Here is a 26,982-nt window from a genome sequence, read left to right as displayed (position 1 = left end):
ATATGCGCTTGTCTACGCTGATGATCCCGGGCCTGGCCTTTGCCGCCGCAGCCGGGCTGAGCCTTGTTGCCGCCGGATTTGCCGTGACCGCCGTGGAGCGGAGCACCGAGCGCGGGGTGCGCGAGGCGCTGGACAACGGCGGCTTTACCTGGGCAGAGGTGACGGCGGACGGGCTGCAGGTGCTGCTGGAAGGCACCGCGCCAGATGAGGCCACGCGGTTCTCGGTCAAATCGCTGGTCGGCACGGTTGTCGACGCGGCCCGGATCGTGGACGGAATGGAGGTTCCGCCTGCCGGTGGCCTGGCACCGCCGCGGTTTTCCGCGGAAATCCTGCGCAATGATGGCGGCATTTCCATCATCGGGCTGATCCCTGCCGGTTCCGGCCGCAAGGCGCTGGTCAAGGAACTGGAGAGCCTGGCGGGCGCGGAAAACGTGGCCGACTTCCTCGAGACCGCGAAATACGGCATCCCCGAAGGCTGGCCGGAGGCAATGAGCTTTGCGGTGGAGGCGCTGAAACTGCTGCCGCGCGCCAAGATTTCGGTTGCGGCGGGAGAGGTCTCCGTCACCGCCATCTCCGGCAGCGAGGAAGCCAAGGCGCAGCTGGAAGAGCAGCTGGGCCGACGCGCGCCGCCGGGACTGCGGCTGGCGCTGGACATCGCCGCACCGCGGCCGGTGATTACGCCGTTCACCCTGCGCTTCCTGCTGGACGGCAACGGCGCGGAGTTCGACGCCTGCTCCGCCGAAAGCGAGGAAAGCCGCGACCGCATTCTGGCCGCCGCCCGCAAGGCCGGGCTGCAGGGCGAAGCGGACTGCGTGATCGGCATGGGCGTGCCCTCGCCCAACTGGGCCCGGGCAGCAGAGCTGAGCATTGCCGGCCTCGCGGAACTGGGCGGCGGCTCGGTCACCATTGCCAATGCGGATATCACCCTGGTGGCAGCAGAAGGCACTCCGGACGCGCGTTTCGACCACGTGGTGGGCGAGCTGGAAGGCGCCCTGCCCCGGGTCTTTGCCCTGCATGCGGTGCTGCCGGCGCCGGAGGCGCAGGATGCCGGCGGGGTGCCGGAATTCACCGCCACCCTCAGCCCCGAGGGCCAGGTGCAGCTGCGCGGCCGCCTGTCCGATGCCGCCCTGCGAAAGGTCGCGGACAGCTACGCCAAGGCGCGGTTCGGCTCCGGCAATGTGCATACCGCGGCACGGGTGGCCGCCAACCTGCCCGCCGACTGGCCGGTGCGGGTGCTGGCGGGGCTGGAAGCCCTCTCCTACCTGCAGCGCGGCGCGGTCACGGTGACACCGGGGAATCTGGAACTGCGCGGCATGAGCTACCGCAAGGATGCGCCTTCGGAAATCGCCCGCTTCCTGTCGGCCAAGCTGGGCGAGGCCGAGACCTATGGTCTCGACATCACCTACGAGAAGCCGCCGGAACCCAAGGACAAGCCGCTGCCGCCGGAACTGTGCGAGGCGCAGCTGGCCAGCGCCCAGAGCGAGGGCAAGATCACCTTTGAGCCGGGCTCCGCCACCATTGCGGCGGACAGCGCTGGAACCATGGACCGGATCGCCGGCATCCTGGGCCGCTGCGGCCCGGTGCGGCTGGAGATCCAGGGCCACACCGACAGCCAGGGCCGCGAGGAGATGAACCAGAACCTCAGCCAGGCGCGGGCGCAGTCAGTTCTGAATGAGCTGCGGGCGCGCCGGGTGGTGACCTCGACCTTCGCCGCCAAGGGTTATGGCGAGAGCACCCCGATTGCCGACAACGGCACCGAGGAGGGCCGCGAGGCCAACCGCCGCATCGAATTCAAGCTGATCCGCCCGGCAGCCGCAGCGGAAACCGCGGACGGCACCGCCGGTGACGAGGCCGCCAGCGAAGAGGCCGCCGAAGGCGCAGAGGACGCACAGGAGACTACAGAGTAATGAACAGGACCGAGTTCATCATCACCACCGCGATCATCCTGTTTGCGGCCTTTGCCATGGGCTGGTTCGCCAACTGGCTGGTGCACCGCTTCACCCGGGTGCGCCAAAGCGACGTGGCCGACCTCGACCGGATGAGCCAGGAGCTGCATGAGGCGGAGGAGACCCGCGACCAGGCGATCACCTACCTGCAGCAGCGGGAGGCCGAGCTGACCAACCAGCTGACCCAGACCGAAGCCGAATTGCGCGCAGCGATGGACGGCCTGCGCGAGGCCCGCCGCGAGGCCGAAGAGCTGCGCAGCCAGATCCCGCACTAGCCAGATCAGCAAGGCGGCGCACTCCCGCGCCTGCAGGCCGCGCTGGCTGCGCCAGCACAGCCTGAACAGCCTTGGGCATAGCGCCGCGCTGACGCGCGGCGCAGACCGCTTCGGCCCGCCGGCGGGTCAAGGAGACCGCAGGCCCCGCGAAGCGGCTTGTCCTTGACGCGCCAGCCTTTGAACGCAATCGACCACGGCCTGAAGGGGCAGACCTGCCCGTTCAGGCCTTCTCAGCAAAATGAAACCGCCGCGCGTCAGCGCGGCGCCGGGCCCAACAGGCGGAGATCATCTGTGATGATTGAACGCTTGGCGGGAGCCCCCGCCCCGGTTCCGGAGATTACCAGCGTTTCAGAGCATCTTCGTCGGCGTCCTTGGCGGCTACCCAATCCGAGCCGCCGCTGGCCAGGAGTTCCTTCTTCCAGAACGGCGCGCGGGACTTCAGGTAGTCCATCAGGTATTCCGCCGCCTCAAAGGCGTCCTTGCGGTGGCGGGCGGCGGTGGCGACCATCATGATGCGCTCGCCAGGGGCCAGGCGGCCATACCGGTGGATCACCAGCGCATCGGCCAGCGACCAGCGCTTGCAGGCTTCCTCGGCGATGGCCGTCAGCGCCTTTTCGGTCATGCCCGGGTAATGCTCGATCTCCATTGCCTGAAGCCCGCCCTGATCGGCATCGCGGACAACGCCGGTAAAGGTCACCACCGCGCCGGCGCCTGCAACGCCTGCGGCGAAGGCATCGCTTTCGGCGCCCAGCTCAAACGGTGCCTCCTGAACGGAAATCCGCATCGCCTCAGCCTCCGGTCATCGGCGGGAAAAAGGCCACCTCGCGCACGCCTGCCAGGGGGGCGTCGAACTCCGACAATTCCTGGTCCAGCGCCACCCGCAAGGCGGAGAGATCGGCAAAGGCGGCAGCATAGCGCTCTTCCCGCGCACGCAGTTCTTCGACCAGATCCGACACCGTGGCGGCAGAGGTCTCCACCTGCTCCCGCGGCAGGCCGATGCGCTCGCGCACCCAAGCGAAATACAGAACGTCCATCAATGTGCCTCCTTCAGATGCGGCATCGCCTTGCGCAGGTAATCCACCCCGGTCAGCGCGGTCAGCGCGGCAGCAATCCACAATAGCCACAGGCCGATGCGGCCGGTCCAGAACACCCCGGCCTCCTTCCAGCGCAGCCCGAACAGATCCTCCAGCTCGCCTGCAATGATCTGGCTGTAGATCTGATCATCCATGCCAAAGGAGGACATCACCAGGTAATGCTCGAAAATGCCCTGCGAGAACAGCGTGGCGATGGCGAGCATCTGGGCGGTGGTCTTCCATTTCGCCAGCTTGGTGACCTTGAGCGTGCCCGCGGTGTCGCCAAGGTATTCGCGCAGGCCGGAGACAAACACCTCGCGGAACAGGATCACCGTGGCGGGCAGCACCAGCCAGGGGGTCCAGTGCTCGGCCGAGTAGCCGACCAGGATCATCAGCGCGATCACCACCATCGCCTTGTCGGCGATCGGGTCCAGCATCGCGCCCATCTTGGTCTCCTGCTTCCAGGCCCGGGCCAGGTAGCCGTCGAACCAGTCAGTGACCGCGGCGGTGATGAACAAGAGCAGCGCGAACCAGTCCGCATAGGGCCGCGAGAAGTAGAGGAACATCACCGCAAGGCCGGGCGCAGCGATGAGCCGCAGCAGGGTGAGGATATTCGGCAGGGTCCATTTCATGCGGGCACATTATCCGGCTGGCTGGCGCGTGGGAAGCAGATGGCAGACAAAAATCCGCCCCGCGGGGGCGGATGCCTCCGGCGGGGATATTTCCGGCCAGAAGAACAAGGGAGTATTCCGGTTTTCAAGGGCTTATTTCAACTGCTGCCATGGAAGTGGTCGTAGATGCGTTCGGCCAGTGCCTCGGAGATGCCCTCCACCGCCTTGAGATCGGCCAGGTTGGCGCGGCTTACTGCCTTGGCGCTGCCGAAATGGGCCAGCAGCGCGCGCTTGCGCGAGGCGCCGACGCCGGGCACTTCGTCCAGCGGCGTGGCGCTTACGGCCTTGGCGCGTTTGGCGCGGTGGGTGCCGATGGCGAACCTGTGCGCCTCGTCCCGCATCCGCTGGATAAAATACAGCACCGGGTCGTTTCGCTGCAGCGCAAAGGCGTTTTCACCGGGGCGGTAGAATTCCTCCTTGCCGTGGTCGCGGTCGACGCCCTTGGCCACCCCCACCATCGGGATATCCTGGACGCCGTGCTCCTCCATGATCTCCGCCACCGCCGAAACCTGGCCGGCGCCGCCGTCGATCAGCAAGAGATCCGGCCACAGGCCCTTGTCCCGGTCCGGGTCCTCTTTCAAGAGGCGCGAGAAACGGCGGTTCAGCACTTCCTTCATCATGCCGAAGTCATCGCCCGGCACCAGGTCGTCGCCCTTGATGTTGAACTTGCGGTAGGCGTTCTTCATGAAGCCCTCCGGCCCCATGACAATCATACCGCCCACCGCATTGGTGCCCTGGATATGTGAGTTGTCGTAGACCTCGATCCGCTGTGGTGGGCCGTCCAGCCCAAAGGCCTCCGCCAGCCCGCGCAGCAGTTTCGCCTGGGTCGCGCTTTCAGCCATGCGGCGGGCCAGGCTTTCGCGGGCGTTGCGCACGGCAAAGGCCACCAGCTCGGTCTTTTCGCCGCGCTGGGGCACCAGCAGCTCGACCTTGCGGTCTGCCTTCCCGCTCAGCGCCTGCTCCATCAGGTCTGCGTTTTCGATACCGTCGGACAGGATCAGCTGCCGCGGCGGCTCCTTGTTGCCGTAGAACTGGCCAAGGAACGCCTCCATGATCTCAGCCGGGCTGTTGTCGGCATCCACCCGCGGATAGAAATCCTGGTTGCCCCAGTTCTGGTTGGCACGGATGAAGAACACCTGCACGCAGGCCTGGCCGCCCTCCATGTGCAGGCCGATCACATCCGCCTCAGCCACCCCGCGCGGGTTGATGCCCTGCGCGGTCTGCACCTGGGTCAGCGCCTTGATCCGGTCGCGCAGCGCGGCGGCGCGCTCGAACTCCATCGCCTCAGAGGCCGCCATCATCTGCTCCGCCAGCTCCTCCTGAATCTTTGTCGAGCGGCCGGACAGGAAGCGTTCGGCGTCGCGCACGCTTTCGGCATAGTCCGCTTCCGAGATCAGCCCGGTGCAGGGCGCCGAACAGCGCTTGATCTGGTACTGCAGGCACGGCCGGGTGCGGGTCTCGAACATCGAATCCGAGCAATTGCGCAGCAGGAAGGCTTTTTGCAGCTGATTGAGCGTGCGGTTCACCGCACCGGCACTGGCAAAGGGGCCGAAGTAGCTGCCCTTCTGCTTGCGGGCGCCGCGGTGCTTCTTGATCTGCGGATAGGCGTGATCCTTGGCGACCAGGATATTGGGGAAGCTTTTGTCGTCGCGCAGCAGCACGTTGTACTTGGGCTTCAGCTGCTTGATCAGGTTCTGCTCCAGCAGCAGCGCCTCGGTCTCGGTCCGGGTGGTCAGGAACATCATCGAGGCGGTGAGCGCGATCATCCGCTCGATCCGCGGGCTGTTGCCGGGCCGGGTATAGTTCGACACCCGCGCCTTGAGGTTGCGCGCCTTGCCCACGTAAAGCACCCGGCTGTCGGCATCCAGCATCCGGTAGACCCCGGGCGATGCGTCCAGAGTCTTCACGTAATCCTGGATCACGGCATAGCCGGTCCGGGGCTTGCTGGCGGTCGATTCCGGGGATGTTTCGGCAGGCTGGTCGTTCATGCGCACAGACATATGATTCCCCGCCTCCGGCTGCAATGTTTGCCTGTCCGGATCAAGAGCGGGAAAATCCACGGAAGCTGTGGATAACTACGGAGATATCTTTGGGCTATCCCGCCTTTTTCCTTATTTCAGGCGGATTTCGGACGGATGCCTAAAATTTAGGCGCTTTGTTAACGCGCTGATTTATTGAGAAACTTTTTGCCAGGCCTGTCAAGGTTCTGAAAATAAAGGCACTTTTGTAACGCTTCCGTAACGGCATGTGAACCGGTGCAAAACTTGCAGGAATGGGACCGGTTTGGCCCCATTTGCGTCACTCCAAACCGTCGCTGTCCGGGGTCTGCCAGCCCAGATGCTGACCGCCGTCCACACAGATCATCTGGCCGGTCACCGCCTTTGCCTGCAGCAAATAGGCCAGCGCCGCGGTGATGTCCTCCGCATCGGCGCCGCGCTGCAGAATCGTGGCCTGGCGCTGGCGCGCAAACTGCCCTTCACTCTGCCGCGGCCCCTGCAGGGTCGGCCCCGGGCCGATGGCGTTGACGCGGATCTGCGGCGCCAGCGCTTGGGCAGCGGTCCGGGTCAGTGTCCACAGCGCCGATTTGGCCAGAGTGTAGCTCATGAATTCAGGCGTCAGTTTGCGCACCCGCTGGTCGATCATGTTGACCGCCAGCCCCCAGGCGCGCGGCTCGCCGCTTGCATCCCGCTCCAGCGGCACGTCCTGCGCCGCCATCGCCTGCAGCAGCACGAAGGGGGCCCGCAGGTTGCTGTTCAGGTGGCGGTCCCAGCTGTCCCGCGTGGCGCTGGCCAGCGTGTCATGCTCGAACACCGAAGCGTTGTTGACCAGGCAGGTGACAGGCCCTCCCAGCGCCGCCGCCGCGCGGGGCAGCAGAGCCTGGGCCTCGGCCTCGTCCAGGAGATCCGCCTGCAGCACCGCCGTCTGGCGGCCCATAGCGCGGATTTCCCCGGCGGTATCTTCGGCGTCCTGCGCAGAGGTAGCATAGTGGACGGCAACGTCATGGCCGCGCGCCGCCAGTTCCAGGGCCATCGCCCGGCCCAGCCGCCTACCCGCTCCGGTCACCAATGCCCGCATCTGCGCCTCCCTGCTGCCGCAGGCAAAGTGTTAAAACAGCGCAGCCATATACGCCAGATAAAGCGCGCTGAGAATGACACCCCAGATCCGGGTGATATCCTGCTTGAAGAAGACGAAGGGGATCAGCAGCAGCGAGGCCGAGAGCATCACCCAGAGGTCGAATTGCAGAAACTCCGGATCGACGCTGATCGGGCCGACAAATGTGGCAATGCCGATGATGGCCAGCAGGTTGAACATGTTGGAGCCGATCACATTGCCCAGCGCCACATCTGCCTGGCGGCGCAGCGCGGCCATTACGGTGGTGGCCAGTTCCGGCAGCGAGGTGCCCACAGCCACCAGGGTCAGGCCAATGACGGTTTCGCTGATGCCGTAAAGACGGGCGATAATCGAGGCGTTGTCGACCAGCAGATCGGCACCCAGCGGCAGGCCGACCAGGCCCAGCAGCAAATAGGTGCCGACGCGCCAATAGGGCATGTCCGGGTCGGCTTCCTCGATGTCTTCCAGATCGGCCTCGGCGGCGCAGCCGTTGCGGCGGTGGTTGCGGGCGTCACGGAATGCCACGCCCAGCACCCCGGCCAGCGCGGAAAGCAGGATCAGGCCCGACCACAGGGTGAAGGTGCCGCTGAAGGCCAGGCCGATGAACAGCACCGAGGCGCCCAGCATGAAGATGTAGTTCCGCCGGGTGCTGCATTCGCTGGTGTGCAGCGCCCGCAACAGCGCGGGAATGCCAAGCACCAGCAGGATGTTGGCGGTGTTGGAGCCGACCACATTGCCCATCGCGATGCCGTCGGCGCCTTCATGCACGGCATTGATGGCGATCAGCAGCTCCGGCGCCGAGGTGCCGAAGGCGACAATGGTCAGGCTGACGATCAGCGCGGGCACACCCAGCCGCAGGCTGAGGTTCACCGCGCCGCGCACCAGCGCATCGCCTGCCAGCAGCAGAATCACCAGGCCCAGTGCCGAATACAGCCATGGCATCATTTGCCGCGACCTCCTGTCTTGCAGGCGCAGGGCCCCTTGCCGATCCTGAACCGGCCGCAGGAGGGGCAGCGCCTCGAGTTGATTTTCTTCTGGCCGGGAAACCGAAGTTTGCCGAACATCGCAAGCACGGCCATCACCGCCAGAAAGATTGCAACGATCTTGAACAGCACGTCAGAGCCCGAAACGCGCGTATTCGGCACGTTCCTCGATCCCGGCCAGCGCGTCCTGGGCAACCTGCATGCCGAACCGGCTCCAGAACGGCTTTTTCAGGCCGTAGCGGCGGAAGCGGACCTTCTCGCCATAGCGTTCCTGCATCTTGGGTTTCAGGTGGCCGATGCCGTCAATCAGCCCCAGCTCCTCAGCCCGCCGCGCCAGCCAGATCTCGCCGGTGAACAGGTTCTCGTCGTTTTTCAGCTTGGCGCCGCGCCGTTCGGTAACGTGGTCGATGAAGTTGGCGTGGATGTCGTTCAGGATCACCTTGAGGCGCTGCACGTCCTCGGGTTTCTCCGGGCGGAACGGGTCGAGCATGGATTTGCTCTCGCCCGCGGTATAGACGCGGCGTTCCACCCCCTGGCGGGCCAGCAGCACATGGGCGCCAAAGCCGGCCGAGATCACCCCGACCGAGCCGAGCACCGAACTGGCATCTGCCCAGATCTCATCCGCGGCGGCCGCAAGCCAGTAGCCTCCGGAGGCCGCGACATCCTCGACGAAGGCATAGACCGGGATGTCCAGCTCTTCCGCCAGGCGGCGGATGCGGGCGCCGATCAGCGAGCTTTGCACCGGCGAGCCGCCGGGGGAATTGATCTCCAGCGCAACGGCGGCGGGCTTGCCCTTGCGGAAGGCACGCTCCAGGATCGGGGCCAGCGCGGTGTCGCTGAGCGAGCCGCGGCCGGGCATTCCGATGGCGCCATTCAGGCGCACCACCGCCACCAGCGGCTGTCTTTTCAGGAAAGGCAGGCGAAATCTCATGGCGCCGATGTAGAGGGCCGCCCGGTTTGAAACAAGGTGCGCCGTCCGGGGATTTACGGTGAAACGCAAAAACCGCACGTCCGCGGGCATAAATGCAACGCTGGTTTGCGCCTTGTTGATACGCCGGAAACGCTCCCGCCCGTCAGGACAGCAGCTTGCAGCTGCAGCCTTCCCGTTGGGCCGGGCGCCGCGCTGCCGCGCGGCGCATGACACCAGCCACACGCGCACCCCCCGGCACGCGCAGCGTGCCGGGCCCAACCGGGAGGGGCGCCCTCCGGGCGTCCGGAGCGGGCGGGAGCCTTCCCCTGCTGCACCGCGTGCCGGTTCAGGCCCGGATGCGCCAGCCGGTCTTGAAGATCCACCAGATCACCGCCACACAGGCGAGGGTAAAGCCGCCAATGGCACAGAGGCTCAGCAGCACCGGCACATCGGCCTGGCCGAAAAACGCCCAGCGGAATCCCGACACCAGATAGACCACCGGGTTGAACAGGGTGATCGTCTGCCACAGCGGCGGCAGCATCGAAATTGAATAGAAGGACCCGCCCAGGAACACCAGCGGCGTCACCACCAGCAGCGGCACCAGCTGCAGCTGCTCGAAATTCCCCGCCCAGATGCCGATGATGAACCCCATCAGCGAGAAGCTGAGGCAGGTCAGAACCAGGAAGGCCACCATTGCAACAGGATGCTGGACCGAAAGGTCCACAAACAGCGAGGCCGTGCACAGGATCACCACACCGATGAACAGCGACTTGGTGGCCGCCGCCCCGACGAAGCCCGCGACCACTTCCAGGAAATTGATCGGCGCCGAGAGGATTTCATAGATGTTGCCGATGAATTTCGGGAAATAGATCCCGAAGGAGGCATTGGAAATGCTCTGGGTGATCACCGACAGCATCACCAGCCCCGGCACGATGAAGGCGCCGTATTCGACCCCGTCGACCTCCTGGATGCGGCTGCCGATGGCGCTGCCGAACACCACGAAATACAGCGAGGTGGACAGCACCGGAGAGATGAAGCTTTGCAGGAAAGTGCGCCAGAACCGCGCCATTTCCGCCTTGTAGATGGTGGCAACCGCGGTCCAGTTCATGCTGCGTCTCCCGGAATTGAGCCCTTTGATGCCGGCCCGCCGGAGACAAGGCCGACAAAGATGTCTTCCAGGCTGGACTCCCGTGTCTGCACATCCGCCAGCACCAGGCCGGCCTGGGCCACATCGTTCAGCAGCGTGGTGATGCCGGTCCGCTCCGCCCGCGTGTCATAGGTGTAAAGCAGCCCGCCGCCGCCGTTGACCAGCTGCAGATTGTGCTGCGACAGCGCCTCCGGGATCACCCTGACCGGCTCGGTCAGCTGCACTTCCAGCTGTTTCTGCCCCATCCGGGCCATCAGCCGGTCCTTTTCCTCGACCAGCAACAGCTCGCCGCCGGTGATCACCCCCACCCGGTCGGCGATCGCCTCTGCCTCTTCGATGTAATGGGTGGTCAGGATGATGGTCACGCCACCGGCCTTCAGCTCGCGGACGATTTCCCACATGTCCTTGCGCAGCTCGACGTCCACACCCGCAGTAGGTTCGTCCAGGAACAGGATGCGCGGCTCATGCGCCAGCGCCTTGGCAATCAGCACCCGCCGCTTCATGCCGCCCGAAAGATCCATAATGCGGCTGTCCCGCTTCTCCCACAGCGACAGCTTGCGCAGCGTTTCCTCAACCAGGTCCGGATCGGCCGCCTTGCCGAACAGACCGCGGGAGAAGGTGACCGTGTCCAGCACCTTGGTAAAGGGCTCCAGGGTGATCTCCTGCGGCACCAGCCCGATCAGCGCTCTGGCCGCGCGGAACTTGGAGACGTTGTCGAAACCGCCCACGCTGACACTGCCCGAGGTCGCGGTAGTGATGCCGCAAATGGTTGAAATCAGCGTGGTCTTGCCCGCACCATTGGGGCCGAGCAAGGCCAGGATCTCGCCCTCTTCGATGTCGAGCGAGACGCCTTTCAGCGCCTCGAAACCGCCGTCGTAAACTTTGCGCAGATCGCGGATGGACAGGATGGCCGCCATGGTGCCTCCGGGATGGTCTCAAATCCCGGCCACCCTAGCGGCGGCGTGCCGCATCTGCCAGCCCCGTGCCGCAAATCGGGCCGCAGATTGGCATGTGCGCCTGCGCAGGGGTGAAGGCGGGCTCAGCCGCGGCCGGTCACCTTGCTGAACCAGCCCTTCTTTTCGCCCTCGCCCGCCTCTTCACTGCTGTCGCTCTCAGCAGGTTCCGGCGCCAGATGAGACTGCAGGTTGGCAAAGAACTGGTCCGCCATCTTCTTGGCAAAACCGTCGATGATCCGGCTGCCCAGCTGCGCCAGCTTGCCGCCGACCTTGGCTTCGACCTCATACGACAGCAGCGTGCCGGTCTCCGAGGGTTCCAGCGTCACGATGGCGCCGCCCTTGGCAAAGCCGGCCGCCCCGCCCTTGCCTTCGCCGCTGATGGTGAGCTTCTCGTTCTCCACCAGATCCGACAGGGTGACCTGCCCTTTGAAGGTGGCTTTGACCGGGCCGACCTTCTGAGTGACGGTGGCCTCGAACCCCTCTTGCGGGGTGCCAGTCACCTCCTGCGCCCCCGGCACGCAGGCCTGCAGCACCTCAGGCGTCAGCAGCGCCGCATAGACGGTTGCGGGATCGGCGGCGATTTCCTTCTGGTCACTCATCTGCATGGGCTGGGCCTCCCTGGCGCTGTGTCGTGTGCTCCCCCAGACCTAGCCGCCCGGTCCTGCCCTGCCAAGCCTGGAATGGCGGGAATGCCGGGGGCAGATGCCCAGGGCCAGCTGCCGGAGTTTTCAAAATTCATCTTGACGTCAAGATTTATTGCCTATTATCTTGATGTCGAGATAAATGAAAGGACCCACCCATGAAGATCATCCTTTTTGGCGCAACCGGTGATGCAGGCGGCGCAGCCCTGAGAGCGGCAGTAGCGCGCGGCCACCAGATCACGGCGGTGGCCCGCAAGCCGCAAGCGCTGGCTGCTCTCAGCCCCCTGGTCACCCCGCTGCCGCTGGACTTGCTCGCCGGTCCGCAGGCCGCGGCGGAGGCTGCCATGGGACATGATCTGGCGATCAGCGCCCTGCGGCCGCCCGCGGGGCGGGAGGACGATCTGGTGCCGCTGACCCGCGCAGCGCTTGACGCGGCCCGGCTGTCAGGCATTCCGGTGCTGGTGACGGGCGGCGCCGCGCTCCTGAAGCTGGCCGATGGCAGCGGTCATACGGTGCTGAGCGCGCCGGGATTTCTCCCGGACAGCGTTCGTCCGATTGCCGAGGCCTGTGCCGCCCAGGACGCGCTGCTGGAGGCGGAGACCGAAACGGAATGGACCTGCCTGCGACCGCCCGCATTGCTGACCGAGGGTCCGCAGACCTGCCGCTACCGGTTCGGCACCGATACGCTGGTGACGGATGCGGAAGGTGTGTCGCAGATCTCCTTTGCCGATTTCGGTGCTGCCTTGCTGGACCTGGCGGAAAACCCGCGCGGCGTCCGGCAAAGGCTGACAGTCGCCTGGGGCACTCCCGCCCCCGCCCTGGCGGCCGGCTGACGCTGGGCCTTGGGCGGCGTTGGGCCGGGCAGCGCGCTCCGCGCGCTGCGGTTGCGCTGGAACACTTTCGCGCCGGAATAATCCGCCTCCCGGGGCTGAGAGAACGCCCGTTCCAGAGAGGCACCGCGCCGTGCGTCAGCACGGCGCCGGGCCCAAGGCTCTGCCTTGCATCTGCGATGCATGGCCAAGGCGCGGGAGTAGCGCCCCTGCTCCGGTCAGCAGTTGCGCCTGGGGAGTTCCTCATTGGAAGTCCAGTCGTAAGTGCCCTGATCCCGCTCCTGCACCGCCTGCTTCCAGCCCGCCTCTTCCGCCCTGGCCTTGAAATTCAGCCCCTCGGGCGAGTGGCGGGTGATGCCGTCAAAGATCGTTGCCAGCCGCTGGGTCTGCATCAGCCCGGTCTGCTCGATCGCCTGGTTGATCACCAGCTTCTGCATCGCCAGCTGATTGACCGGCACCGTGGCCATCCGCGCCGCCATCTCCTCAACCGCATCGTCCAGCAGCTCCGCGGGAACCGCCTTCAGCACCAGACCCATCTCCGCCGCCTCCTTGCCGCTGATCCGGTCGCCGGTGAACAGCATCCGCTTGGCCCGCTCCGCGCCCAGCCGGTACACCCACATCGCCGTCGTCGGACAGCCCCAGACCCGCGCGGGCATGTAGCCGATCTCCGCATCCTCCGCCATGATCGTCAGGTCCGCACAGAGCGCAATGTCCGACCCGCCCGCCACCGCAAAGCCGTGCACCTTGCAGATCACCGGCTTGGCCGCCCGCCACAGGGACATGAACGCCTGGGTGTTCTCCCACATGAAACGGTAGTCCTTGATGGGGTCCCAGGGCATCGGCTGGGTCACCTCTCCGCTACCGTTGCCCTCAGCATAATAAGTGAGGTCATAGCCCGCGCAGAACCCCTCGCCCGCGCCGGACAGGACCATCACATGCACCTGCGGGTCCGCATCCGCCTGCGCCACCGCCGCGGCCAGATCCCGCGGCATCTCGTCATTGATGGCATTCATCACCTCGGGCCGGTTTAGCGTGATCCGCGCGATCCGGCCGTCTTTCTCGTATAGCACCGTGGACATGGGCTCCTCCTCTGCTGCGCAAAGGAGACCACAGGCCGCGCGCCCCGCATAGCCGGGCCGACGCAGCGTCAGCCCGCCAGGCGGCTGCCGGTTAGTATGGCAACCCGACGTAATTCTCCGCCAGCGAGGCCTGCGCCGCATCCGAGGAGAACAGGTAGTCCAGGTCCGCCCGCTGCAGCCGCAGGTCGGTCTCGGAGCCCTCCGGTGCCCGGTGCAGCAGGTTGGTCATCCACCAGCTGAACCGCTCCGCCTTCCAGACCCGCGCCAGCGCCTTTTCCGAATAGCCGTCCAGCCCGGCGCTGTCGCCTTTCAGGTAATGATCCAGGAACCCGTGATAGAGGTAGTGGATATCCGAGGCCGCCAGGTTCAGCCCCTTGGCACCGGTGGGCGGCACGATATGGGCCGCGTCCCCCGCCAGGAACAGGTTGCCATAGCGCATCGGCTCCGCCACGAAACTGCGCAGGGGCGCGATGGATTTCTCGATCGACGGGCCGGTCTGCAGGCCAGCCGCGACCTCTTCCGGCAGGCGGCGCTTCAGCTCCTCCCAGAAAGCCTCGTCACTCCAATCCTCCACCCGGTCGGTCAGCGGCACCTGGATGTAATACCGGCTCAGCACCCGGCTGCGCAGCGAGCATAGGGCAAAACCGCGCTCATGGCGGGCATATATCAGCTCCTCCGCTACCGGCGGCGTTTCCGACAAAACCCCAAGCCAGCCAAAGGGATAGACCTTTTCACATTCCTTCAGCACATCCGAGGGGATCGACTTGCGGCTGACCCCGTGGAAGCCATCGGCACCGACGATGAAATCGCACTCGGCCCGCTGCGCCTCGCCGTCCTGCTCCCAGGTCACAAAGGGACGCGCGTCGGTCAGCGCATGCGGCTGCACATTCTGCGCCTCGTGGATCACCGCCCCGCCCATGGCGTCGCGCGCTTCATACAGGTCTCGGGTCACTTCGGTCTGGCCATAAACCATCACCGTCTCGCCGCCGGTGTGCTTTGCCAGATCTATCCGGTCCAGCTGCCCCTGGTGGGCAATATGGAAGCCCTCGTGGATCTCGCCCTCCTGGTCCATCCGCGCACCGCAGCCCGCCTCGCGCATCAGATTGACGAAACCATGCTCCAGCACGCCGGCCCGGATCCTGCCCAGCACGTGTTCCCGCGTGTGCTTCTCCAGCACGATCGAGCTGATTCCCTTGCGGTGCAAAAGCTGCGACAGCAGCAGCCCGGAAGGCCCGCCGCCAATGATGACAACCTGCGTCTGATGCGTGGACATGCGCGTTCCCCATGATCGTTTGGTGTTTTCGTGCAAGGGGAATTATGCGCCGGCAGCGCAAGTTTGCGAATGGACCAAGCGCGCCACTTCTTGTATATTTCGCACATGAATCCCTCAACCCGCATCGACAGCTACAACCTGTTTGGCGAAACCGCCGAACTGGCGGATGTGCTGCATGTAGAGACGATAAGGGCGCGTTCAGAGCTGCATGACTGGGAATTACGGCCGCACCGGCACGCCAGGCTGCATCAGCTACTGGTGCTGACCAGCGGGGAGGGAGAGGCAGAACTTGACGGAAACAGACATAAGCTGAGCCCGCCCTGCCTGATCAATGTGCCCCGCGGCGTGGTGCATGGGTTCCGGTTTGGCAGCGGCACCGGAGGCTGGGTGATTACCCTGACCTCCGATCTGCTGGACCAGAACCTGACACCCGGCGAAGGGGTGCGGGCGCTGCTGGATCTGCCTGCTGTGCTGCCGCTGCCTGACGGGCTTCAGGATCTGGCAGAGCAGCTTTTCACAGAATACGGCCGCCGCGACTTCGGCCGGGCGCAGATGCTTCGCGGACTGGCGCTTTCGCTTACCGCTGCGGCTGCGCGTGCCATTGCCGCCGGCCAGGAAACCTCTGCACAGGCGCAGCACAGCACGCTGTTTGCCCGGTTCGAGGCGCTGGTCGAGCGCGACTTCCGCCTGCGCCGCCCGCTGGCGGAATACGCGGATGAGCTGGCGGTGTCACCGACCCATCTGAACCGGATCGCGCACCAGGCCACCGGCCAGCCGGCCTCGGCGCTGGTCAGCGCCCGGGTGCTGCGGGAGGCGCGGCGGCTGCTGATCTATACCAACCTGACCGCGGCGCAGATCGCCTATGAACTGGGATTCAACGATCCGGCCCATTTCAGCCGGATGTTTGCCAGGGGCACCGGAATGCCGCCACGGAAATTCCGCCAGCAGCTTGCCGGAAGCGGCTGAGCCGGAGCAGACTGCCTCTTGCCGCACGCTGGAAAAGGGGAGGTCAAATGCTGCACGGGATCCGCATTCTGGAGGTCGAGGGCCTGGGCCCCGGCCCCTTTGCCGCGATGACACTGGCCGACCTCGGGGCGGAGGTGATCTGCGTGCACCGCCCGTACACCCCCCGTACACCGGGCCGTACACCGGGGATGCCGGAAAGCTCGCTGCTGGACCGCGGCAAGCGGTCGATCACGCTGGACCTGAAGGACCCTGCCGATGCGGAGACCTTCCTGAAACTTGCCAAAAACGCACATGGTCTGATCGAGGGTTTCCGCCCCGGCGTGATGGAGCGGCTGGGCCTGGGCCCCGAGGCCTGCCACGCGGTGAACCCAGGCCTGGTCTATGGCCGGATGACCGGCTGGGGCCAGGACAGCCCGCTGGCCCATGCGGCGGGGCATGACCTCAATTACATCTCGCTGTCAGGCGCACTGTGGTATGCCTCCGCCCCCGGCGACGTGCCGCTGACGCCTGCGACTCTGGTCGGCGATATCGGCGGCGGCGCGATGTATCTGGTGGCGGGGATGCTGGCGGGCATTCTCAAGGCGCAGTCCAGCGGCAAAGGATGCGTGGTTGATGCCGCGATCTATGACGGCTCGGCCCATATGATGAACCTTCTGATGAGCATCCGTCAGGCCGGAAACTTTGGCGTTACACGTGGAGCAAACCTGCTCGACGGGCCGCATTGGAGCCGCACCTATGCCTGTGCCGATGGCGGCTATGTCTCGGTGCAGTGCCTGGAGCCGAAGTTCTATGCGCTGTTTCTGGAAAAGCTGGGACTGGCAGAAGATGCAAAATTCCAGCAGCAGTTCGACAAAGCCAAGTGGCCCGCGCTGACCGGCCGCCTTGCCGGCATCTTCGCCAGCCAGCCGCGCGATCACTGGGCGTCATTGTTCGAGGGGAGCGATGCCTGCGTGGCCCCGGTGCTGAACCCGGAGGAGGCCCAAGCGCATGCGATGAACGCCCGCGGCACCTGGGTTGAAGAGCAGGGCATGCTGCAAGCCGCCCCTGCCCCGCGGTTTTCCGGCCAGCCTGAATGGACGCCGCCGGAAATCCCGCATCGCGGCCAGCACAGCGAGGAAATCCTGGCGGAGCTGGACCGGGAGTAAGCTCAGTCTTCTTTTTTGGCCTTCTCGGCGGCTGCCTTCATCCGCTTGAGCAGCTCGGTCTTGTCCGCCTGCTTGCCAAAGGGATTTTTCTTGGTGCCCTTGGCATTGTGTTCCGAATGACGAGGCTTGTTGCTGCCCGCGCGGGCGCCGCCCATTCTGCTGTAGTCCATCGTGAGACCTCTGGATGTATCCGAAGATGCGGCTATTGCCGCATCTTCATGGATAACACAAGATCAGCCGTTGCGGACCGTATCAATCATCAGCTGCACATTGTCCGGGTCCGCATCCGGCGTGATGCCGTGGCCCAGGTTGAAGATATGCGGGCCGTTCCTGAAGGCCTCGACGATACGGCGGGTTTCGTCCACCAGCTCCTGCCCGCCGGTTACCATGTGGCGGGAGGCGAGGTTGCCCTGCACGCAGCCGTCCACCTGCACATTGGCGGCGGCCCAGACCGGGTCCACCGAGTTGTCGAGCGCCACGCAGTCGACGCCGGTTGCCTTGGCAAAGCCCACGTAATTCTCGCCCGCCTCGCGCGGGAAGCCGATGACGGGGATGCCCGGGTGGCGTTCCTTCAGCGCTTGGGTGATCTGGCGGCAGGGCTCCAGCGCGTATTTCTGGAACGCTTCGCCCTTCAGCGAACCGGCCCAGCTGTCGAAGATCTTGACCACTTCGGCGCCGGCCTCGATCTGCTTGGAGAGGTAGTCGATGGTGGCCTCGGTGATGCGCGCCAGCAGCGCCTCGAACAGGGCGGTGTTTTCCTCGCGCAGGGCATGGGCAGGCCCCTGATCCGGGGTGCCGCGGCCTGCGATCATATAGGTGGCCACGGTCCAGGGCGCGCCGGCAAAGCCGATCAGCGTGGTTTCCGCGGGCAGTTCGCGCGACAGGATGCGGACGGTTTCATAGATCGGGTTCAGCGTCTCGTGAATGTCGGACGCCGGGCCCAGCTTGGCAAAATCCGCTTCGGTGGTGATGGTCGAGAGCCGCGGGCCTTCGCCGGTTACGAACCACAGGTCGGCGCCCAGCGCCTGCGGCACCAGCAGGATGTCGGCAAACAGGATAGCGGCGTCAAAGCCGTAGCGGCGGATCGGCTGCAGGGTCACCTCGGCGGCCAGATCGGAATTGTAGCAGAGCGACAGGAAATCCCCGGCCTCGGCCCGCGTGGCGCGGTATTCCGGCAGGTAGCGGCCCGCCTGGCGCATCATCCAGATCGGCGGCACATCCTGTTTTTCACCCGCCAATGCGCGCAGCAGCTTCTTTTGTCCGGCCATGGTCTTCCTCGCTATCATTCGCCCCTTGAGGTCACGCCTGCGAGGGCGAATGTCAAGAGCAGGGGCGATCTGCCGCGGCCCAGGCAAACGCGCCTTGTCCTATGTCAAAGTCCGCGCGCGGCCCCCGTGGGAGATGCGCAAAAACCGGTTTCCACCGGGACGCAAACTGATTTATGGCTTCTTGCATGACACTGACCCTGCCCTCCCCCGCTTCGCCCCTGAAGATCGGCACCCGCGGATCGCCGCTGGCGCTGGCCCAGGCGTATGAGACCCGCAGCCGCCTCGCCGCCGCCTTCGATCTGCCGCAGGAGGCGTTCGAGATCGTGGTAATCAAGACCACCGGCGACAATCAGGCGCTGATCGCGGCAGACAAGCCGCTGAAGGAGCTGGGCGGCAAGGGGCTGTTCACCAAGGAGATCGAAGAGGATCTGCTGTCGGGTGCCATCGATATCGCGGTGCATTCGATGAAGGACATGCCGGTGGCGCAGCCCGAGGGGCTGCTGCTGGGCACCTATCTGCCGCGCGAGGATGTGCGGGATGCCTTTATCTCGCCGTCGCTGGCATCGCTGCATGATCTGGCCGAGGGCGCGGTGGTCGGCACCTCGTCGCTGCGCCGCCGGGCGCAGCTGTTGAACCGCCGCCCGGACCTGAACGTGGTGGAGTTCCGCGGCAACGTGCAGACGCGGCTGCGCAAGCTGTCCGAGGGCGTGGCGGACTGCACCTTCCTGGCGATGGCCGGGCTGAACCGGCTGGCAATGGACGATGTGCCCGCCAATCCGATCGAGACCAGCGACATGCTGCCCGCGGTGGCGCAGGGCGCGATCGGCATCGAACGGCGCGCAGATGACAGCCGCGCAGGCGATATGCTGGCGGCGATCCATGATCATGAGACGGGCCAGCGGCTGGCGGCGGAACGCGCTTTCCTGGCGGCGCTCGATGGCTCCTGCGAGACGCCGATTGCCGGCCTGGCGGAACTCGACGGCCCCACCCTGCGCCTGCGCGGCGAGGTGCTGCGGCCGGATGGGTCCGAGGCGATCAGCGATGACCAGACCTGCCCGGTTGAGGACGGTGCGGAGCTGGGCCGGGAAATGGCAGCGAAACTGCTGGAGAAGGCCGGCAAGGGCTTTTTCGACTGGAAGGCTTGAGCGAGGCTCTGCCTCGCGCTCCGGGATATTTGGGGCCAGAAGAATTGAGGGGCCGCTTTTCTTCTGGCCGGAAATATCCTGGGGGTGAGCGCCTGAGGCGCGAGGGGGCAAAGCCCCCTTTCAATCTCCACTAGATCTGCCCCGACCACCTGAGCCAGCTTTCCGGGCTGCCGCGGAAGGTGTTGAGATCCACGTCACCCGCGACGCCAGGCACCTGGCCGGTGCCGGTGTACTGCCAGAAACTCCAGCTTCTGCCCGGGTAGACCTTTTGCGGATGGCCCGCGACGGAGCGCAGCCAGAACTCGGTGCCGCTGAGGCGGCCGATGCCGGTGTCGCGGTAGAAATCCACCGTCGTGTAGACCACCGGGCGCTTGCCGTAGTGGCGTTCCAGGATGTTGAGGAACTTGCGCGCCTCGGCCCGCACCGTGGCGCCGTCTGGCCGCGTGCGGCAGGTCCGGGAGCGGTGGTTCCACTCCATGTCCAGCACCGGCGGCAGCGCATTTGCATCCTTTGGCACGTTGCGGATGAACCAGCGCGCCTGCTCCGCCGCCGGGCGGCAGAAGTAATAATAATGGTAGGCGCCGCGTTTCATGCCCGCCGCGCGCGCGCCGCGCCAGTTTTCGCGGAACTTGGCGTCGGTGTGGTCGCCGCCCTCGGTTGCCTTGATATAGGCAAAGGACACGCCGGAGCGGCGCACCTTGTGCCAGTCGATATCGCCCTGGTAGCGGGAGACGTCGATGCCGTGCACCGGATAGGACCAGGGCTTGCGGCCTTCCCAATCGTGCGGGTCGCGATCGCCGAAGCGGGGATAGGTGGAGAGGCCTGCCAGCCGCGCATTGGCGGGTTCGGTGCGGGTGACTTGCGGGGCGCTCACCGCCCTGTCCGGCGGCCTGCCGCATCCTGCTGCCAATGCCAGCGCCAATGCCCCAAGAACCAGTCTGCGCATGTGATATGCTCCCTGCCTTGCTTCGTGAAAACCGCTCTTTTCTTTGCCTGTTGGCTTTCATCTTAGCGCAGGGCGGCGCAATGTCGCGCCCCAAGGAATGCAGATCAGCGTAAATCCGCCGCAAGAAAAAACGCGCCGCTTTGGGGGCGGCGCGCTGGCAGTGTCACAGGCTGGGCGGGGTCAGACCCATTTGGCCAGCGGCGGCAGGCTCATCAGCACCGCGTTGGCGTCGTGGCCGGTTTCCAGCCCGAACTTGGTGCCCCGGTCATAGACCAGGTTGTATTCGGCATAGAGGCCGCGGTGGATCAGCTGGGCGTCCTTGTCGGCCTCATCGAAGTCCTGCACCCGGCGCTTTTCGACCAGCGGCACAAAGGCCGGCAGGAAGGCGCGGCCGATGTCCTGGGTCAGGGCGAAATCGGCCGCCCAGTCGCCGGAGTTCTGGTCATCCATGAAGATGCCGCCCACCCCGCGGGCGCGCTTGCGGTGGGGGATGTAGAAATATTCATCCGCCCATGCCTTGAGCCGCGGGTACTGGTCTGCCCCGTGCGGGTCCAGGTGCTGTTTTTGAACCCCATGGAAATGCGCGGTGTCCTCGTCGTATTCGATGCAAGGGTTGAGGTCCGAGCCGCCGCCGAACCACCAGGCATGCGGGGTCCAGAACATGCGGGTGTTCATGTGCACGGCCGGCACATGCGGGTTGCGCATATGGGCGACCAGCGAGATGCCGGAGGCCCAGAAGCGCGGATCATCCTTCATCCCCGGGATGCCCTTGCGCGCCGCCATCGCGGCCTGCGCGCGCTCGCCCAGGGTGCCGTAGACCTCGGAGATGTTGACGCCGACCTTCTCGAACACGCGGCCGCCGCGCATCACGCTCATCAGGCCGCCGCCCGCGTCGGAACCGTCGTCCGAGGTGCGCTTGGTTTCCGTTACCTCGAACCGGCCCGGTTCCATGTCAGAGAACGGGCCCTTGCTGTGGCTGTCCTCCAGCGCCTCAAACGCAGCGACGATCTGGTCGCGCAATTCCCGGAACCAGGCAGCGGCCCGGGCCTTTTCTTCTTTCATCTCAGCTGTCATGCGAAGTCTTTCCCATATTCTGCCGGCAGGTCAGTGGACCGGCGCCGCCACCGGATCAAGCAGCGTGCGGCCGCCGTCCAGCGTCAGCACCTGGCCGGTCATGAAGCTGGAGGCGTCGGAGGCCAGATACTGCGCCGTCTCGGTCAGTTCGGTGGGAGAGGCGATGCGGCCCAGCGGCGTATGCGCCTCGATATCCTGGCGGTAGCTGCGGTTGTCCTTGAGAGTGGTCTGCATCGAGGCGCTCATCACCGAGCCGAAGGCAATCGAGTTCACCCGGATCCGGTGCGGCGCCAGCGCCACCGACAAGGAGCGGGTCGCCTGGTCCAGCGCGGCAGAGGCGATCGAATAGGCCATCAGCTCAGGGTGGGTCCGGCGCGCGGCGATGGAGGAGAGGTTGATGATGCTGCCGAGCGGGCCATCGCTGTCCTCATTCTCCTCGCCCTGCTTGATCATCCGCTTGGCGACCTGCTGCGAAAGGCGGATGGTGGGCAGCAGGCTTTGGGTCATCAGCTGGTCCAGGGTGTCGTCGGCCGGGTCCAGCGGATCGGTGGCCACCATCTGGCGGGCGCCATTCACCAGGATGTCCACCCCGTCAAAGGCGTCGATGGTGGCCGACAGCAGGTTGGCGATGGTCAGCCGCTCGCGCAGGTCGCCGCCGAAATAGCGGATGTTGCTTTCGTCCGCCTGCTCGCCCAGCTCAGCCACCAGCTGCGCCTCATGCATGTCGGCAAACATCACATTGGCGCCGGCATCGGCGAACTGCTTGCCGATGGCCAGGCCGATACCGCTGGAGGCACCGGTCACAATCGCGGTCTTGCCGGAGATGGAAAAGGACATTTGGGCACTCCCTGAGGCATTTTGGACCGCACGTTAGACCGCGCCTGCCGGTTTGGAAACCGGCATTCACCCGGCGCGCGGTTACTTGCGCCCGCGTTTTGGCCTGGCGGCGTGCAGGATCTTGAAGCGGTTGTCGCCGCCCTCCTCGCGCACCTGGGCAAAGCGTTCTGCCAGCGCCGTCTCGTAAGGCAGGTGCCGGTTGGCCACCATCCACAGGCTGCCATTGGGTGCCAGCATCGCGGCGGCTGCGCCGATGAAAGCCTGGCCCAGCGACGGTTCCGCCGCGCGGCCGGTGTGGAACGGCGGGTTCATCACCACGGTGTTCACCGGGCCCGGTGCTTTCCAGCTGTGGGCATCGGCCCAGTGGAACTGCGTTCGCGGATCTGCCGCATTCAGGCGGGCGCAGGCCAGCGCCGCATGGTCTGCCTCCACCAGGTGCAGCTCCTCGACGCCCTCGTGCTTGAGCACCTGCGCCGAGAGATAGCCCCAGCCCGCGCCCAGATCGGCCACGCAGCGGCCCAGCTTCTGCGGCAGCGCTGCCGCCAGCATGCGGGAGGCGGGGTCAATGCCGTCCGCCGAGAACACGCCGGGCGCGGTGATGAAGCCCTCAACCTGCTGCGGTCCTTCGGGCTGCCATTCGGAGAGATCCGTGCCGCCCTCGATCCAGAACACCTTGCCATGCGCCTTGGAGACCGGCGCGGAGGGCTCGCAGCGCTTGCGCAAGTCCTTCAGGACCGAATCGATGCCCTCGGTCTTGGCGCCGTCGATCAGCACCTGGCCCTTGGTGGAAGCGGCGGCCTGCGCCACCAGCATCCGCGCCAGTGCCTTGGCCCGCGGCAGGAAGACCACGGCGGCAGCGTATTCGGCCCCGGCCTCCGGCACCGGAACGCAGTCATAGCCCTGCCCGGCGAAATGATCGTGGTCGGGGCGGAACGGCTGCACGATCAGCAGCTGCGCCTTGGGCAGCGCCGACAGGTCATGCTCTGCGCGGGGGTGGAATACGGCGATGCGGCCCTCGGACGGCACAGCAAAGCCGCCCGATTGGGCGGCCAGGGACAAGCGGACAGACATGTAAGGGCCTCTTTATTCTTCTTTTTCCATTGTGCACTGCAGCGGGTGCTGGTGGCGGCGGGCGAAATCCATCACCTGGCCCACCTTGGTTTCCGCCACCTCATGGCTGAACACGCCAACCACGGCAACGCCCTTCTTGTGCACCGTCAGCATGATCTCGAAAGCCTGCGCGTGGGTCATGCCAAAGAACCGTTCCAGCACCATGACGACGAATTCCATCGGCGTGTAATCGTCATTCAGCAGCAGAACCTTGTAGCGTGGCGGACGTTTGGTCTTGGGGCGCGTCTTGGTCAGGACACCAGCTTCGGTATCGTCGTCTGAATGATCCGTCATCATTATGGGCTGCAGCGGCATAAGCAATTTGATCCAGTGATGCATGGAATTTCCTGTGACGCTTATATAGCCTCTATCCTGTTCAGGAAAAGAGACTGAGACCCGCAGATTGACACGTAATTTGACAACAATCGGCTTTGATGCCGACGATACCCTTTGGCACAACGAACGGTTCTTCCGCGTCACCCAGGAAAGATTCGCCGAATTGCTGATGGATCACACGCCCGACGACATCGGCCCCGAACAGCTGGAGCGGCGGCTGCTGGACGCCGAGAAGCGCAACCTGGGGCGCTATGGCTACGGGGTGAAGGGCTTTACCCTGTCGATGATCGAAACCGCGCTCGAGGTGACGGAGGAGCGGGTGCCGGGCGAGGTGATCAAGGAGCTGATCACCGCCGGGCAGATGATGCTGTCCTACCCGATCGAGCTGCTGCCCCATGCGCGCGAGGCGGTGGAGGCCGTGGCCGGGCGCTATAAGGTGGTGCTGATCACCAAGGGCGACCTGCTGGACCAGGAGCGCAAGCTGGCGCAATCCGGCCTGGGCGAGCTGTTCGACGGGGTCGAGGTGGTCTCGGAAAAGACGCCTGAGGTCTATCTGGACATCTTCGCCCGCCACGGCGACGGCGCCGTGCGTGCGATGATGGTCGGCAACTCGATGCGCTCGGACGTGGTGCCGGTGATCGAGGCCGGCGGCTGGGGCACCTATGTGCCGCACGGGCTGGTTTGGGAGGTCGAGCACGCCGACGCCCCGGACCACAGCCCGCGCTATACCGAGATCGAAGATCTCGGCGGGCTGGCGGACCTGGTGGAGGGCCTCGGCTGACCGCCCTGCCCGGCGGGTGCTGGACGTGCCCGCCGGGGGCCGCTATCCCTTTGCCAAACCGCAAGGGAGACCGAGGGACATGCCGCACGCCGAGCTGAAATACTCCAGCGATCTGGAGATCGACGCACCGTCTATCCTCGCCGCGATCGAGGCCGTTATCCTGGAGCACGACAGCGGTGCGGGAGCCTGCAAGGGGCGGGCCTATCCGGCGGATCAGTTCCACCATACGCATATCACTGTCAGCGTCGCGCTGCTGAGCAAGCCGCACCGGGACGAGGCGTTCTCCAGGGCGCTGCTGGCGGATCTCGAATCCCGTATCAAGGCGCAGTTGCGCCAGCCTTGCGAATTCTCGCTTGGCCTCAGCTATTCCACCCCCTTCTACGTGACCAATTTTCACGCCGGCTGAGGGCGCCGCGGCGCCCGGCCTCCGGTTCAAGGCAGCCCCCAACCCGGGCCGGTCCGGCGGATTGCAACTTTTTTTGGTAACCTTTTGTTAGGACTCGCTGCATCTAGCGGCCCGGCACGCGCAGCCCACTAGATGCCGGCACTGCTTAACGGTTGCGCCGGACAAGCCCGTTTCGCCGCTGTTTATTCCTCGTAAACCCTGTGTTACGCTTTTGCTAACAGGCAGAAACGTCAGCCGGACAACCGGCGGCATGAGGCAAACATGGCAGTGATCACGCAGGTCAATCCGGCGTCAGGCCGGTATTCCCGTACCCGTCTCCTATGGGCAGCGGCGGGTTTTCTTCTGGCAATTCTGGTACTGGGGCTGGCGCCGCAACGGGTGCAGGCAGCGCCCTATGCGGCGATGGTCATCGACGCCAGGACCGGCGAGGTGCTGCATTCGCGCAATGCCGACACCCGGCTGCACCCGGCCTCGCTGACCAAGATGATGACGCTCTACATCGCGTTTGAGGCCGTCCGGAACGGCGAGATCACCCTGGACACCAAGGTGAAGATCTCCCGCAATGCCGCCGCCGAGCCGCCCTCGAAACTGGGGCTGAAAGCCGGCCAGCGGATTGCCTTCCGCTACCTGATCCGCGCCGCCGCGGTGAAATCCGCCAATGACGCGGCCACCGCCATCGGCGAGACGCTGTCGGGCTCCGAGGCCGCCTTTACCCGCCGGATGAACCGAACCGCCAAGGCGCTGGGGATGACCCGCACGACCTTCAAGAATGCGCATGGCCTGACCGCCAGCGGGCACCTGTCGACCGCCAGTGACATGACCACGCTCGGCCGCCATCTGCTGTATGATTACCCGGAGTATTACAATCTGTTCTCGCGCCGCTCGACCCATGCCGGCATCCGCGAAGTCCCCAACACCAACCGCCGCCTGCTGGCCGCCTACCGCGGCGCGGACGGGATCAAGACCGGCTATACCCGGGCGGCGGGCTTCAACCTGGTGGCCTCGGCCAAGCGCGGCAACGAGCGGATCATCGCCACCGTGTTCGGCGGCAGCTCGTCCACCTCGCGCAATGCCAAGGTGGCGGAACTGCTGGACCTCGGCTTCCGCCGGGCGCCCTCGCGCGCGGCGCTGCGCAAGCCGCAGCGGCCCGCCTATCAGGGGGCCGGCAATGTGGTGGTGGCCGATGCCGATGACGGCCCCTCGCACGGGGTCGCGGGCAAGACCATCCGGGTGAGCGGCCAGGTGGAGACCAGTCTGCGGCCGAAACTGCGGCCGGGCGCCAGCGAGTCGCCGGTGCTGGTGGCAGCCCTTGAGGAAGCGCTGCAGACGCCGCCGGCGGAAGACGCGGCGGCAGAGGCAGAGGCCGCACCGGCGGAGGCCGCCGAAGAGCAGATCGAGAATGTGCAGACTGTGAGCGCTGAGGGCGCCCTGCAGCGGGATGCCGTGCGCGAAAGCATCGCCGTGGCCCTGGCCGAAGCGGAGGCGGAGCCGGAGCCTGCCGTCCTGGACACAACCGCTGCCGCCACGGTCATCGCCGCGGTGCAGAAGGTGCCCTTTACCGGCCTGCGGCCCGCCGCCCGCCCGGCCAGCCTGGCGCTGGCGGAAGCCTCACCCGAGCCGGAACCGGTTGTGGTCACCCGCCTGTCCACTTCCGGCGGGCGTTACTGGGGCATTAATGTGGGGCTTTTCACCAGCCGCTACCAGGCCGAGAAGGTGCTGCTGCGCACCGCGCTGTCGGAACTGGAAACGCTGGACGGATCGTTGCGCAAGGTCGCCAAGACCCGCCGCGGGTTCGAGGCGAACTTCCTCGGCATGAGCCAGGAGCAGGCGGAACTGGCTTGCCGCCGCCTGAACGCCCGCAACGTGACCTGTAACCCGATCGGCCCGTCCTGACCGGCACGGCTGAAGACCCGCAGCAAAGAGGCGCCCCCGCGGCGCCTTTTTTCATGCCGCGTGTCCGGCACCGGGCAAATCCTCCCGCCCGTCGTCAGGCTTTTCTTGCGAAAACCCCTCCTCCCGTTGGGCGTGGCACCGCGCAAGGCGCGCGGTGCCACGCCCAACGCCGCCAAGGGG

General features: G+C 65.7%; 28 protein-coding genes. 9 read left to right on the top strand and 19 right to left on the bottom strand.

Translation table 11 applies throughout. The annotated features are described in order from the left end of the window. The first annotated feature begins 2 nt into the window (after positions 1-2). Both ACFMBG_RS03165 and ACFMBG_RS03160 read left to right on the top strand, forming a co-directional pair. A complete protein-coding gene (locus ACFMBG_RS03165) occupies positions 3-1,907 on the top strand; it encodes an OmpA family protein (RefSeq protein WP_421053277.1) in 1,905 nt (634 codons plus the stop codon). Next, the gene (locus ACFMBG_RS03160) at positions 1,907-2,221 is read left to right on the top strand and encodes a hypothetical protein (RefSeq protein WP_222479373.1); all 315 of its coding nucleotides are present in this window, start codon (positions 1,907-1,909) and stop codon (positions 2,219-2,221) included. Before ACFMBG_RS03165 ends, ACFMBG_RS03160 begins: the two co-directional genes overlap by 1 nt. Before the next feature lie 337 nt (positions 2,222-2,558). Here the strand turns inward: ACFMBG_RS03160 and ACFMBG_RS03155 are convergent, their stop codons facing one another. From ACFMBG_RS03155 to ACFMBG_RS03110, 10 genes are all read right to left on the bottom strand, one after another. Further along, positions 2,559-3,005, bottom strand: coding sequence for a molybdenum cofactor biosynthesis protein MoaE (locus ACFMBG_RS03155; RefSeq protein ID WP_421053276.1), 447 nt, complete (start codon positions 3,003-3,005; stop codon positions 2,559-2,561). A gap of 4 nt (positions 3,006-3,009) precedes the next feature. Then, positions 3,010-3,255, bottom strand: a complete 246-nt coding sequence (gene moaD / locus ACFMBG_RS03150; protein WP_421053275.1) for a molybdopterin converting factor subunit 1 — start codon at positions 3,253-3,255, stop codon at positions 3,010-3,012. Beyond that, positions 3,255-3,926: a CDP-diacylglycerol--glycerol-3-phosphate 3-phosphatidyltransferase gene (gene pgsA / locus ACFMBG_RS03145; protein ID WP_421053274.1), complete on the bottom strand. Its 672-nt coding sequence runs from the start codon at positions 3,924-3,926 to the stop codon at positions 3,255-3,257. The genes moaD and pgsA overlap by 1 nt, the downstream gene beginning before the upstream one ends. A 137-nt stretch (positions 3,927-4,063) precedes the next feature. Further along, positions 4,064-5,965, bottom strand: coding sequence for an excinuclease ABC subunit UvrC (gene uvrC, locus ACFMBG_RS03140; protein ID WP_421053273.1), 1,902 nt, complete (start codon positions 5,963-5,965; stop codon positions 4,064-4,066). Positions 5,966-6,263: 298 nt separating this feature from the next. Beyond that, positions 6,264-7,040 carry an SDR family oxidoreductase gene (locus tag ACFMBG_RS03135; protein WP_421053272.1) on the bottom strand — a complete coding sequence of 259 codons (777 nt, stop codon included), beginning with the start codon at positions 7,038-7,040 and terminating at the stop codon, positions 6,264-6,266. 30 nt (positions 7,041-7,070) lie between these two features. After that, the gene (locus ACFMBG_RS03130; protein ID WP_421053271.1) at positions 7,071-8,021 is read right to left on the bottom strand and encodes a calcium/sodium antiporter; all 951 of its coding nucleotides are present in this window, start codon (positions 8,019-8,021) and stop codon (positions 7,071-7,073) included. A gap of 171 nt (positions 8,022-8,192) precedes the next feature. After that, on the bottom strand, positions 8,193-8,990 hold the full coding sequence (locus tag ACFMBG_RS03125) for a S49 family peptidase (RefSeq protein WP_421053270.1): 798 nt from the start codon (positions 8,988-8,990) through the stop codon (positions 8,193-8,195). Positions 8,991-9,315: 325 nt separating this feature from the next. Next, positions 9,316-10,077 (bottom strand): ABC transporter permease, encoded by a 762-nt coding sequence (locus tag ACFMBG_RS03120; RefSeq protein WP_421053269.1) that lies wholly within the window; start codon positions 10,075-10,077, stop codon positions 9,316-9,318. Next, the gene (locus tag ACFMBG_RS03115; RefSeq protein WP_421053268.1) at positions 10,074-11,033 is read right to left on the bottom strand and encodes an ABC transporter ATP-binding protein; all 960 of its coding nucleotides are present in this window, start codon (positions 11,031-11,033) and stop codon (positions 10,074-10,076) included. Before ACFMBG_RS03115 ends, ACFMBG_RS03120 begins: the two co-directional genes overlap by 4 nt. Positions 11,034-11,155: 122 nt before the next feature. Beyond that, on the bottom strand, positions 11,156-11,677 hold the full coding sequence (locus ACFMBG_RS03110; protein ID WP_421053267.1) for an SRPBCC family protein: 522 nt from the start codon (positions 11,675-11,677) through the stop codon (positions 11,156-11,158). A 194-nt stretch (positions 11,678-11,871) separates the two neighbouring features. On the opposite strand from ACFMBG_RS03110, the gene ACFMBG_RS03105 reads away from it, so the two are divergent. Then, positions 11,872-12,546 (top strand): NAD(P)-dependent oxidoreductase, encoded by a 675-nt coding sequence (locus ACFMBG_RS03105; RefSeq protein ID WP_421053266.1) that lies wholly within the window; start codon positions 11,872-11,874, stop codon positions 12,544-12,546. Positions 12,547-12,761: 215 nt separating this feature from the next. Here ACFMBG_RS03105 and ACFMBG_RS03100 read toward each other — a convergent pair whose 3' ends face one another. Next, on the bottom strand, positions 12,762-13,622 hold the full coding sequence (locus ACFMBG_RS03100; protein WP_421053265.1) for a crotonase/enoyl-CoA hydratase family protein: 861 nt from the start codon (positions 13,620-13,622) through the stop codon (positions 12,762-12,764). Positions 13,623-13,713: 91 nt separating this feature from the next. Next, on the bottom strand, positions 13,714-14,895 hold the full coding sequence (gene pobA, locus ACFMBG_RS03095) for a 4-hydroxybenzoate 3-monooxygenase (RefSeq protein ID WP_421053264.1): 1,182 nt from the start codon (positions 14,893-14,895) through the stop codon (positions 13,714-13,716). 105 nt (positions 14,896-15,000) lie between these two features. Between pobA and ACFMBG_RS03090 the strand changes: the two genes are divergently transcribed. Next, positions 15,001-15,861 (top strand): helix-turn-helix domain-containing protein, encoded by an 861-nt coding sequence (locus ACFMBG_RS03090; protein ID WP_421053263.1) that lies wholly within the window; start codon positions 15,001-15,003, stop codon positions 15,859-15,861. A gap of 47 nt (positions 15,862-15,908) precedes the next feature. Beyond that, positions 15,909-17,006 carry a CaiB/BaiF CoA transferase family protein gene (locus ACFMBG_RS03085; RefSeq protein WP_421053262.1) on the top strand — a complete coding sequence of 366 codons (1,098 nt, stop codon included), beginning with the start codon at positions 15,909-15,911 and terminating at the stop codon, positions 17,004-17,006. A 2-nt stretch (positions 17,007-17,008) separates the two neighbouring features. Here ACFMBG_RS03085 and ACFMBG_RS03080 read toward each other — a convergent pair whose 3' ends face one another. Both ACFMBG_RS03080 and hemE read right to left on the bottom strand, forming a co-directional pair. Next, positions 17,009-17,161: a hypothetical protein gene (locus tag ACFMBG_RS03080; protein WP_421053368.1), complete on the bottom strand. Its 153-nt coding sequence runs from the start codon at positions 17,159-17,161 to the stop codon at positions 17,009-17,011. A 78-nt stretch (positions 17,162-17,239) separates the two neighbouring features. After that, a complete protein-coding gene (hemE, locus tag ACFMBG_RS03075; RefSeq protein ID WP_421053261.1) occupies positions 17,240-18,274 on the bottom strand; it encodes a uroporphyrinogen decarboxylase in 1,035 nt (344 codons plus the stop codon). A 185-nt stretch (positions 18,275-18,459) separates the two neighbouring features. Between hemE and hemC the strand changes: the two genes are divergently transcribed. Continuing rightward, positions 18,460-19,419 carry a hydroxymethylbilane synthase gene (hemC, locus tag ACFMBG_RS03070; RefSeq protein ID WP_421053260.1) on the top strand — a complete coding sequence of 320 codons (960 nt, stop codon included), beginning with the start codon at positions 18,460-18,462 and terminating at the stop codon, positions 19,417-19,419. A 130-nt stretch (positions 19,420-19,549) separates the two neighbouring features. Here hemC and ACFMBG_RS03065 read toward each other — a convergent pair whose 3' ends face one another. The 5 genes from ACFMBG_RS03065 to clpS form a co-directional block, all read right to left on the bottom strand. Further along, positions 19,550-20,365, bottom strand: a complete 816-nt coding sequence (locus tag ACFMBG_RS03065) for a glycoside hydrolase family 25 protein (protein ID WP_421053259.1) — start codon at positions 20,363-20,365, stop codon at positions 19,550-19,552. A gap of 180 nt (positions 20,366-20,545) precedes the next feature. Beyond that, positions 20,546-21,439: an oxygen-dependent coproporphyrinogen oxidase gene (gene hemF / locus ACFMBG_RS03060; RefSeq protein WP_421053258.1), complete on the bottom strand. Its 894-nt coding sequence runs from the start codon at positions 21,437-21,439 to the stop codon at positions 20,546-20,548. 30 nt (positions 21,440-21,469) lie between these two features. Next, entirely contained in the window at positions 21,470-22,276 is an 807-nt protein-coding gene (locus tag ACFMBG_RS03055) for an SDR family NAD(P)-dependent oxidoreductase (protein WP_421053257.1), read from the bottom strand. 81 nt (positions 22,277-22,357) lie between these two features. Next, positions 22,358-23,347, bottom strand: a complete 990-nt coding sequence (locus tag ACFMBG_RS03050) for a class I SAM-dependent methyltransferase (RefSeq protein WP_421053256.1) — start codon at positions 23,345-23,347, stop codon at positions 22,358-22,360. A 12-nt stretch (positions 23,348-23,359) separates the two neighbouring features. Then, positions 23,360-23,683 carry an ATP-dependent Clp protease adapter ClpS gene (clpS, locus tag ACFMBG_RS03045; RefSeq protein ID WP_261398630.1) on the bottom strand — a complete coding sequence of 108 codons (324 nt, stop codon included), beginning with the start codon at positions 23,681-23,683 and terminating at the stop codon, positions 23,360-23,362. A 106-nt stretch (positions 23,684-23,789) separates the two neighbouring features. Here clpS and ACFMBG_RS03040 point away from each other — a divergent pair, with 106 nt between their 5' ends. From ACFMBG_RS03040 to ACFMBG_RS03030, 3 genes are all read left to right on the top strand, one after another. Then, positions 23,790-24,503 carry an HAD family hydrolase gene (locus ACFMBG_RS03040; RefSeq protein WP_421053255.1) on the top strand — a complete coding sequence of 238 codons (714 nt, stop codon included), beginning with the start codon at positions 23,790-23,792 and terminating at the stop codon, positions 24,501-24,503. Between the two features lie 79 nt (positions 24,504-24,582). Next, the gene (locus ACFMBG_RS03035) at positions 24,583-24,909 is read left to right on the top strand and encodes a hypothetical protein (protein WP_421053254.1); all 327 of its coding nucleotides are present in this window, start codon (positions 24,583-24,585) and stop codon (positions 24,907-24,909) included. Between the two features lie 261 nt (positions 24,910-25,170). Next, on the top strand, positions 25,171-26,802 hold the full coding sequence (locus ACFMBG_RS03030; RefSeq protein WP_421053253.1) for a D-alanyl-D-alanine carboxypeptidase family protein: 1,632 nt from the start codon (positions 25,171-25,173) through the stop codon (positions 26,800-26,802). Positions 26,803-26,982 lie beyond the last annotated feature (180 nt).

The sequence above is a fragment of the Leisingera coralii genome (genome assembly GCF_049056525.1).
Taxonomy (GTDB): Bacteria; Pseudomonadota; Alphaproteobacteria; order Rhodobacterales; family Rhodobacteraceae; genus Leisingera; species Leisingera coralii.
Note: the sequence above shows the minus strand (reverse complement) of the source record. Positions and strands in the feature narration are given on the sequence as shown.

Excerpts from the sequence above, each read along its gene's own strand:
- ACFMBG_RS03165 (WP_421053277.1), top strand. The coding sequence starts at position 3 with ATGCGCTTGTCTACGCTGATGATCCCGGGCCTGGCCTTTGCCGCCGCA.
- ACFMBG_RS03160 (WP_222479373.1), top strand. The coding sequence starts at position 1,907 with ATGAACAGGACCGAGTTCATCATCACCACCGCGATCATCCTGTTTGCG.
- ACFMBG_RS03155 (WP_421053276.1), bottom strand. The coding sequence starts at position 3,005 with ATGCGGATTTCCGTTCAGGAGGCACCGTTTGAGCTGGGCGCCGAAAGC.
- moaD (WP_421053275.1), bottom strand. The coding sequence starts at position 3,255 with ATGGACGTTCTGTATTTCGCTTGGGTGCGCGAGCGCATCGGCCTGCCG.
- pgsA (WP_421053274.1), bottom strand. The coding sequence starts at position 3,926 with ATGAAATGGACCCTGCCGAATATCCTCACCCTGCTGCGGCTCATCGCT.
- uvrC (WP_421053273.1), bottom strand. The coding sequence starts at position 5,965 with ATGTCTGTGCGCATGAACGACCAGCCTGCCGAAACATCCCCGGAATCG.
- ACFMBG_RS03135 (WP_421053272.1), bottom strand. The coding sequence starts at position 7,040 with ATGCGGGCATTGGTGACCGGAGCGGGTAGGCGGCTGGGCCGGGCGATG.
- ACFMBG_RS03130 (WP_421053271.1), bottom strand. The coding sequence starts at position 8,021 with ATGATGCCATGGCTGTATTCGGCACTGGGCCTGGTGATTCTGCTGCTG.
- ACFMBG_RS03125 (WP_421053270.1), bottom strand. The coding sequence starts at position 8,990 with ATGAGATTTCGCCTGCCTTTCCTGAAAAGACAGCCGCTGGTGGCGGTG.
- ACFMBG_RS03120 (WP_421053269.1), bottom strand. The coding sequence starts at position 10,077 with ATGAACTGGACCGCGGTTGCCACCATCTACAAGGCGGAAATGGCGCGG.
- ACFMBG_RS03115 (WP_421053268.1), bottom strand. The coding sequence starts at position 11,033 with ATGGCGGCCATCCTGTCCATCCGCGATCTGCGCAAAGTTTACGACGGC.
- ACFMBG_RS03110 (WP_421053267.1), bottom strand. The coding sequence starts at position 11,677 with ATGCAGATGAGTGACCAGAAGGAAATCGCCGCCGATCCCGCAACCGTC.
- ACFMBG_RS03105 (WP_421053266.1), top strand. The coding sequence starts at position 11,872 with ATGAAGATCATCCTTTTTGGCGCAACCGGTGATGCAGGCGGCGCAGCC.
- ACFMBG_RS03100 (WP_421053265.1), bottom strand. The coding sequence starts at position 13,622 with ATGTCCACGGTGCTATACGAGAAAGACGGCCGGATCGCGCGGATCACG.
- pobA (WP_421053264.1), bottom strand. The coding sequence starts at position 14,895 with ATGTCCACGCATCAGACGCAGGTTGTCATCATTGGCGGCGGGCCTTCC.
- ACFMBG_RS03090 (WP_421053263.1), top strand. The coding sequence starts at position 15,001 with ATGAATCCCTCAACCCGCATCGACAGCTACAACCTGTTTGGCGAAACC.
- ACFMBG_RS03085 (WP_421053262.1), top strand. The coding sequence starts at position 15,909 with ATGCTGCACGGGATCCGCATTCTGGAGGTCGAGGGCCTGGGCCCCGGC.
- ACFMBG_RS03080 (WP_421053368.1), bottom strand. The coding sequence starts at position 17,161 with ATGGGCGGCGCCCGCGCGGGCAGCAACAAGCCTCGTCATTCGGAACAC.
- hemE (WP_421053261.1), bottom strand. The coding sequence starts at position 18,274 with ATGGCCGGACAAAAGAAGCTGCTGCGCGCATTGGCGGGTGAAAAACAG.
- hemC (WP_421053260.1), top strand. The coding sequence starts at position 18,460 with ATGACACTGACCCTGCCCTCCCCCGCTTCGCCCCTGAAGATCGGCACC.
- ACFMBG_RS03065 (WP_421053259.1), bottom strand. The coding sequence starts at position 20,365 with ATGCGCAGACTGGTTCTTGGGGCATTGGCGCTGGCATTGGCAGCAGGA.
- hemF (WP_421053258.1), bottom strand. The coding sequence starts at position 21,439 with ATGACAGCTGAGATGAAAGAAGAAAAGGCCCGGGCCGCTGCCTGGTTC.
- ACFMBG_RS03055 (WP_421053257.1), bottom strand. The coding sequence starts at position 22,276 with ATGTCCTTTTCCATCTCCGGCAAGACCGCGATTGTGACCGGTGCCTCC.
- ACFMBG_RS03050 (WP_421053256.1), bottom strand. The coding sequence starts at position 23,347 with ATGTCTGTCCGCTTGTCCCTGGCCGCCCAATCGGGCGGCTTTGCTGTG.
- clpS (WP_261398630.1), bottom strand. The coding sequence starts at position 23,683 with ATGATGACGGATCATTCAGACGACGATACCGAAGCTGGTGTCCTGACC.
- ACFMBG_RS03035 (WP_421053254.1), top strand. The coding sequence starts at position 24,583 with ATGCCGCACGCCGAGCTGAAATACTCCAGCGATCTGGAGATCGACGCA.
- ACFMBG_RS03030 (WP_421053253.1), top strand. The coding sequence starts at position 25,171 with ATGGCAGTGATCACGCAGGTCAATCCGGCGTCAGGCCGGTATTCCCGT.